General features: G+C 46.2%; 6 protein-coding genes. 5 read left to right on the top strand and 1 reads right to left on the bottom strand.

From position 1 onward, the window contains the following. Positions 1–147 precede the first annotated feature (147 nt). Both TW89_RS06530 and TW89_RS06525 read left to right on the top strand, forming a co-directional pair. A complete protein-coding gene (locus TW89_RS06530; RefSeq protein WP_128580912.1) occupies positions 148–609 on the top strand; it encodes a c-type cytochrome in 462 nt (153 codons plus the stop codon). Positions 610–994: 385 nt separating this feature from the next. After that, a complete protein-coding gene (locus TW89_RS06525) occupies positions 995–3,757 on the top strand; it encodes a TonB-dependent receptor domain-containing protein (RefSeq protein ID WP_128580911.1) in 2,763 nt (920 codons plus the stop codon). A gap of 156 nt (positions 3,758–3,913) precedes the next feature. On the opposite strand, the gene TW89_RS06520 is transcribed toward TW89_RS06525, so the two are convergent. Beyond that, entirely contained in the window at positions 3,914–5,110 is a 1,197-nt protein-coding gene (locus TW89_RS06520; protein ID WP_070814460.1) for an acetate kinase, read from the bottom strand. Between the two features lie 234 nt (positions 5,111–5,344). On the opposite strand from TW89_RS06520, the gene TW89_RS06515 reads away from it, so the two are divergent. Genes TW89_RS06515 through TW89_RS06505 form a run of 3 tightly spaced genes read left to right on the top strand, consistent with a single transcriptional unit; the run spans position 5,345 to position 7,151 of the window. After that, the gene (locus tag TW89_RS06515; RefSeq protein WP_128580910.1) at positions 5,345–5,650 is read left to right on the top strand and encodes an HLGFF motif protein; all 306 of its coding nucleotides are present in this window, start codon (positions 5,345–5,347) and stop codon (positions 5,648–5,650) included. Next, positions 5,650–5,838, top strand: coding sequence for a cbb3-type cytochrome oxidase assembly protein CcoS (gene ccoS, locus TW89_RS06510; RefSeq protein ID WP_049333240.1), 189 nt, complete (start codon positions 5,650–5,652; stop codon positions 5,836–5,838). The genes TW89_RS06515 and ccoS overlap by 1 nt, the downstream gene beginning before the upstream one ends. Next, a complete protein-coding gene (locus TW89_RS06505; protein ID WP_128580909.1) occupies positions 5,835–7,151 on the top strand; it encodes an MFS transporter in 1,317 nt (438 codons plus the stop codon). The genes ccoS and TW89_RS06505 overlap by 4 nt, the downstream gene beginning before the upstream one ends. Positions 7,152–7,299 lie beyond the last annotated feature (148 nt).

Here is a 7,299-nt window from a genome sequence, read left to right as displayed (position 1 = left end):
TAATCAAAATTGCCATATCGCTTCCTTTCTGTACTCGTTTCAGACTTGGGTTTAAGGTATGATAACGCCTTATCAGACGGCCTGAAATTCGGCCGGCCGATTCTAAATTTAACGATAATCATATCATCACAATAGGACACACTCCATATGAAAACCCGTTTTCTCCCTGTCGCTTTGGCGGCAGTGGCGCTTACCCTGACCGCCTGCGGCGGCAGCGGCGCGCCGTCCCAGCCTAAAGGCCCGATTTCCGAAGACCGTACGGCCGCGTTCAAATCCATGATGCCCGAGTTTACCCGCATGGGCAAAATGGTCAAAGACGAAGAGCCTTACGACGTAGAAAAATTCAAACAAGCCGCCGCAACCTTCGCTGAAAACAGCAAAAAACCATTCACTCTGTTTGAATCCGATCCTCAAGGCAACGGCCGCGCCCTGCCTGCCATCTGGACAGACACGGCAACCTTCAAAGCCGAAGAAGAAAAATTTGCCGCTGCAGTTGAGAAACTCAACGCCGCCGCACAAACCGGCAAATTGGAAGAAATCAAAGCCGCTTACGGCGAAACCGGTGCAAGCTGCAAATCTTGCCACGATACATTCCGCGGTCCGGAATAAGGCTTAAAACAATAAAGGCCGTCTGAAATATCATTTTCAGACGGCCTTTTCTTCAACTGACTTCAAATCTTTCTATATTGACTTTATATTTTGCATTTCATGTTTTTTACCGGTTTCATTTGAAACCAACGGCTCAATTCACATATCGCAATCAAATTTTCTTCTTCCGGCTGTTTAAATTCAATTAAATCTTCCCTCTTCCCGGCTGATCCGATTCAAATTTAAACCTACTTTATCTTTTCAGCCGGATTCATCATATGCGCGTTGATTATCTCCTAAAACAAAAATCTGCTTTATTTTTTAATAAATAAAAACCATTATCAAAATATTTGTAAAATTTAATAATATGTTATACAGTAGCAACTTCGTTTCTGAGGTAACTATCATGAATCCGAATTTCAAATTAAATCTACTGACATTATCTTTACTGGCTATAACAAGTATCGCACACGCAGAAGAAGAGGTTTCAACTCAAGAGCTTGATGAAATTCAAGTCAAAGGCAAACACATTGCCAAAGAGAAAAAAGTTTTTACCGAAGGCCAAGCCAAAAGTTCGCGTGAACGGGTTTATCAATCCAGCGAAAACATCGATACCATTGTTCGGAGCATGCCCGGCGTTTTCACCCAACAAGACAAAGGATCGGGGGTATTGGCGGTTAATATCCGTGGCGATAGCGGTTTGGGACGTGTCAATACGATGGTTGACGGCATAACCCAAACCTTCTATTCCACTTCCGCCGATGCCGGACGCAGCGGTAGCTCCTCGCAATTCGGTACGGCACTGGATCCCAATTTCATTGCCGGCGTCGATGTAACCAAAGGCAGTTTCTCGGGTGCCAACGGCATCAATACCTTATCCGGTACAGCCAATTTCCGTACTTTACGGGTAGACGATGTGGTACACGGAAACAATACCTTCGGCCTCTTGACCAAAGGATTGACCGGCACAAACAGCACCAAAAGCAACTTTATGGCAACCGGAGCGGTACAAAAATGGTTTGACAGCGGAGCGCGCCTTGGAGCGTTATATGGTTACAGCCACCGTAATGTCGAGCAAAACTATAAAGTGGGCGGCGGCGGTCAGCGTATCGGCAATTTTGGCGAGGAATATTTGGACCGTAAAAAACAAGAATATTTTGAAAGCAACTTATTGAAATTCGACCACGAACAAAATCTCTGGGTTCGTGACTTTTCCAAGCGCAATGCGGTCGGCAAAAGCTATTGGGACTACCCTTTCTCCAAAAAATATAACGATCCTGAAGTTTTACAAAGAGATTATGTCGATGATTTGGAAAGAAGCTGGAAAGAGAATCTGGCACCGCAATGGGATTTGACTCCAATCGACCCGACCAGCCTGCAACAACGCTCAAACAGCCATTTGGTCAAAGTAGAATATGAAAACGACAACAACAAGCTGGACCTTCAGCTTCGTACCATGAACAACCGTATCGGCAGCCGCAAAGTAGAAAACCGCAACTACCAAGCCAATTACAACTTAAACATTGGCGATTATGTCGATTTAAACGTGTTGGCCGCCCATAATTTGGGAAAACAAAAATATCCGAAAAACTCACGTTTTTCAGGATGGGGGCTGCTTGATTATTTGGAAACCAAAAACACAGCCAATCTTTTGGATATCAACAACAGCTTTTCTTTCAAACTTCCCAACAAAACAGATTTAAAAACTACTGTCGGTTTCAATTTCTTTAAAAACCAATACAGTAAAAACCGCTTTCCAGAAGAGCTGAGCCTTTTTTACGACGGCCCCGATCAAGATGCCGGCCTGTACAGCTTTTTAGGCCGTTTCAAAGGCGACAAAGGAATATTTCCTCAAAAATCAACGATATTGCAACCTTCAGGCCAGCAAAAATTCAATACGTTCTATTTTGATACTTCCTTGAAAAAAGGCATTTATCAATTAAATTACAGCGCCAATATGGTCAACTACCGCTACAAGGGCGAATATACCGACTACTTCAATACCCAAGAAGACTTTAAAAAAGCATTTGGAGAAGATTCTGAAATTTATAAACAACATTGCACACCAAGCTGCGACCTTTACGAACCGGTTTATACCAAATCTGGTAAAAAGCATGCGGTAAACCATTCGGTGGCATTAAACATCAATGTCAACGACTACTTTATGCCGTTTATCAGCTATTCGCGTACGCATAGAATGCCGAATATTCAAGAAATGTATTTTTCACAAATCGGCGACTCGGGCGTCAATACCGCCCTTAAGCCGGAACAGGCCAATACTTACCAAATAGGCTTCAATACCTTCAAAAAAGGGATTTTCAAGCCGGATGATGTATTGGGTTTCAAACTGGTCGCCTATCGCAGCAGGATAAACAACTATATCCACAATGTTTATGGCAAATGGTGGGATTTGGATAAAGCACCCAGCTGGGTAACCAGTACCGGCCTGCAATACTCTATCCAGCATCGAAACTATGCCAAACCTGTCCATAAAAATGGTTTGGAAGTGGAAATGAACTATGATTTCGGCCGCTTTTTTACCACCCTGTCTTACGCATATCAAAAAACCAACCAGCCGACCAATTATAGCGATGCCAGCGAATCGCCCCGTAATTCTTCTAAAGAAGACCAAATCAAACAAGGTTACGGCTTAAGCAAAATTTCCCGCCTGCCCCGAGATTACGGGCGGTTTGAATTGGGTTCCCGCTGGTTGGGCAACAAATTGACCATCGGCGGCATTATGCGCTATTACGGCAAAAGTACACGGGCAACGACTGAGGAGGAATTTGTTGACGGGACAACCGGTGCCAATACCTACTCTTCACACCAAATGGGCAGAAGGACGATCAAAAAAACAGAAAGCATCAACAGACAGCCGCTGATTTTTGATTTCTATGCCAATTATGAACCGAAGAAAAACCTTATCCTTCGTTTCGACATTCAAAATGCGTTCAATAAACGCTATATCGATCCTTTGGATGCCGCAAACGATGCCGCGACTCAGCGCTATTTCAGCGTATTTGAAAGAAAAGGCGGTTTAGATGACGAAGAAGTCGAATGTGATGCCAACGGTTTATGCAATGGCAAATATGGCGGCACGACACGCTCCGTCTTGAACAACTACGCACGAGGCAGGACTTTGCTGTTTACCATCAGTTATAAGTTCTAAACCTTTCTCTATCTATCAGCATTCTTGATACAACACTGACTCAAAAGCCGACAAACACAATGTTTGCCGGCTTTTTTCGATATATCCTCAAAATTTTCTTCATCTATACATAGATAAAAAACCTGCCCTTGCGGACAGGTTTTCAATGATGACGGATTACAAGCCGCTCAGACGGGCAGTATCGTGTGCAATCATCAATTCTTCGTTGGTAGGAATCACAACGGCAACAGCTTTGCTGTCGGCAGTGGTAATCACACCGGCATTACCGAAGCGGGCTTTCAGGTTGGCTTCTTGATCAATGTGCAGACCGAGGAAGCCCAAGTAGCCCAATACGCGTTCGCGGATGATGTCGGAGTTTTCACCGATACCGCCGGTGAAGACCAATGCGTCCAAACCGCCTGCCGCTACTGTCATGCTGCCGATGTATTTAGCCAAGCGGTAGATGAACATTTCCAGAGCCAGTTTGGCGCCCGGATGACCTTTGGCAGCTTCTTCTTCGATGGTACGGCAGTCGTTGGACAAACCGGAAATACCGAGCAGGCCGGATTTTTTGTTCAGCATTTCGGTAATTTGGGAAATGGTCATGTTGGCGTTTTCAGCCAAGAAACTGAAAACGGCAGGGTCGATATCGCCGCTACGGGTACCCATTACCAAACCTTCCAGCGGAGTCAGGCCCATGCTGGTGTCTTGAGATTGGCCGTTGGCAACGGCGGTAATGGATGCGCCGTTACCCAAGTGGGCAATAACCATGCGCAAATCTTTTTTATCTTTACCGAGGAAGCGTGCGGTTTCGTCGGCAACGAAGCGGTAGCTGGTACCGTGCGCGCCGTAGCGGCGCAAGCCGTATTTTTCATACAATTCATGTGGAACAGCGTATTTGTAAGCGTGTTCAGGCATGGTTTGATGGAAGGCGGTGTCGAATACGACAACGTTCGGCAGACCTTTGAAAATGGTTTGTGCGGCACGCAGGCCCAAAAGGTGGGCAGGGTTGTGCAAAGGAGCAAGCGGAATGCATTTTTCAATACCGGCAATGACTTCGTCGTCAACCAAAATAGATTCTTTGTACAATTCGCCGCCGCTGACGACACGGTGGCCGATGGCGCCGATACGGCTGTCGAGGTCATGCGCTTTCAGTTCTTCCATCAGGGCTTCAACGGCGCCGGTATGGTCAGGTTTGGCAGAAAGATCGACTTTGCGTTTTTCACCGTTGAATTTGAAGGTAATGAAGGCATCAGGCAGATTGAGTTTTTCTGCCAGGCAGCTCAGCAATACTTCGCCGCTGTCGTTGTCCAATACGGCACCCTTGAGGGAAGAGCTGCCGCAGTTCAAAACCAAGATTAACTTTTGTGTCATTTTTATGCTCCTTGAGGTTTCAGACGGCCTTTTTGTCGGGATCTTACTGCTGCTCCGGCTGGGTTGCATCCGCTGAGGGACGTAGTGGGTAGCGGTCTGAACAGATTAACAAAGTAAACGCGGTATTCTATCAAAAAATGTAATCGGCTGCTTGACTTAATATTTGATGTAAAATGGACGGAATTTTATTTTAGGCCGTCTGAAAAATGACGGCGGTTTTGAAGAATTTTCAATATGCATTATTTCAGTATCCACACTCAAGACGGCGAGCATGCCGGATTTTTTATTATGTTGGCAGACGATGAGTCGCAAAATCCGCCGCAAAGCGGACGCTTCGCAATTAAGCTGCAAAGTGAAGACGCAGCCACAGCGGCGGTATTGTCGCCTTTCGAGCAAACCGATATTCCGCAATACTGGCGCGTGGTTAAAGACCGTATCGAATTGTTTTTTGACGATAAAAACATCGGCGCGCTGCGCAACGAATACCTGACCGTCAGCGGCAAAACCTTTATCCTGACCGATTTGACCGGAGCGATGTAATGGAAAGTATGTTTATCCTTGTCCCCATCAGCATTATTTTGGCCTTTATCATCGGCTGGTTTTTCTGGTGGTCGGGTAAAAACGGACAGTTTGACGACCTTGAAGGACCTGCGCACCGCATTTTGATGGACGACGACTCCACTGAAAAACTGATCGAAAAAGACGAAGACAAAGAATCCAAACGATGAGCCTTAAAAAAGACAATCTGAATTTCCACACGACCCGCCGTTTTGCGCCGCTCTTTGGGACGCAGTTTTTGGGCGCGTTGAACGATAATATGTTCAAAACCGCATTATTCGTGATGATCAGTTTTTACGGTTTGGGTAAAAACGACTTTCTGCCGCCCAGCCAAATGCTGAATTTGGGCGCAATGCTGTTTATCCTGCCCTACTTCCTGTTTTCCGCACTGTCAGGACAGCTGAGCAACAAATTTGATAAAGCCGTTTTGGCGCGCTGGATCAAACTATTGGAAATCATCATTATGGCAGTGGCGGCGTATGGCTTCTACATCCAATCCGCGCCTTTACTTTTAATCTGCCTGTTTTGCATGGGTACGCAATCGACCTTGTTCGGCCCGCTGAAATACGCGATTTTGCCCGATTACCTCAACGACAAAGAGCTGATTATGGGCAACAGCCTGATTGAATCGGGTACGTTTATCGCCATTTTGCTCGGCCAGATTTTGGGCACCGCAGTCGCAGGCGTTCCGCCGTATATTGTTGGCGGTTTGGTGTTATTGGTCGCTATCGGCGGCACGATGACCAGCCTGTTTATGCCGTCTGTACCCGCTAAAATGCCGGACACAAAAATCGAATGGAACATCATCAAAGGCACGAATTCACTGATTCGTGAAGCGGCAGCCAATCGTCCCGTATTCACGTCCATCATCGGTATTTCATGGTTTTGGTTTATCGGCTCGGTTTATACCACCCAACTGCCGACGTTCACGCAAATCCATTTGGGCGGCAACGATAATGTGTTCAACTTGATGTTGGCGCTGTTCTCCATCGGTATCGCCATCGGCTCGGTATTATGCGCCAAACTCAGCCACGAGCGCCTGATTTTGGGTTTGGTTACCATCGGCACATTGGGGCTGACGGTCTGTGGATTATTGCTGGTGTGGCTGACCCACGGCCAACGCTTTACCGAATTAAACGGCATTATTTGGTTTTTATCGCAAGCCCAAGCGTATCCGATTATGTTCGTGATGTCGGCCATCGGCTTTTTCGGCGGCTTCTTCTCCGTACCGCTCTACACTTGGCTGCAAACCGCCAGCAGCGAAACCTTCCGCGCCCACGCTGTTGCTGTCAACAACATCATCAACGGCGTGTTTATGGTGTCTGCCGCTATTTTGAGCGCGGTTTTGCTGATGTTGTTCGACAGCATTACGCTGCTGTATTTGATTGTTGCCGTGGGTAATCTTCCGTTGATTGTTTACCTCATCAAACGGGAACCGAAATTTATCGGGGATTTGACCGCTTTGTTGAAAATCAGCAAATAAGGCCGTCTGAAATGTATCCCCACCATGCACATTTTCACTGTTCAATAGCGTGGACAGCTTGTGCATAAATCAGATTACTGTCTGATTTAAAACTAAAAAACAGGAATGCCTAAATTTTAAGCACAACTTTACCGCCGGACAAAATGCA

The sequence above is a fragment of the Neisseria flavescens genome, from assembly GCF_001618065.1.
In the GTDB taxonomy this organism is placed as follows: domain Bacteria; phylum Pseudomonadota; class Gammaproteobacteria; order Burkholderiales; family Neisseriaceae; genus Neisseria; species Neisseria flavescens_A.
The sequence above is the reverse complement of the archived record's forward strand: the minus strand, read 5'-3'. Positions and strand labels throughout refer to the sequence as shown.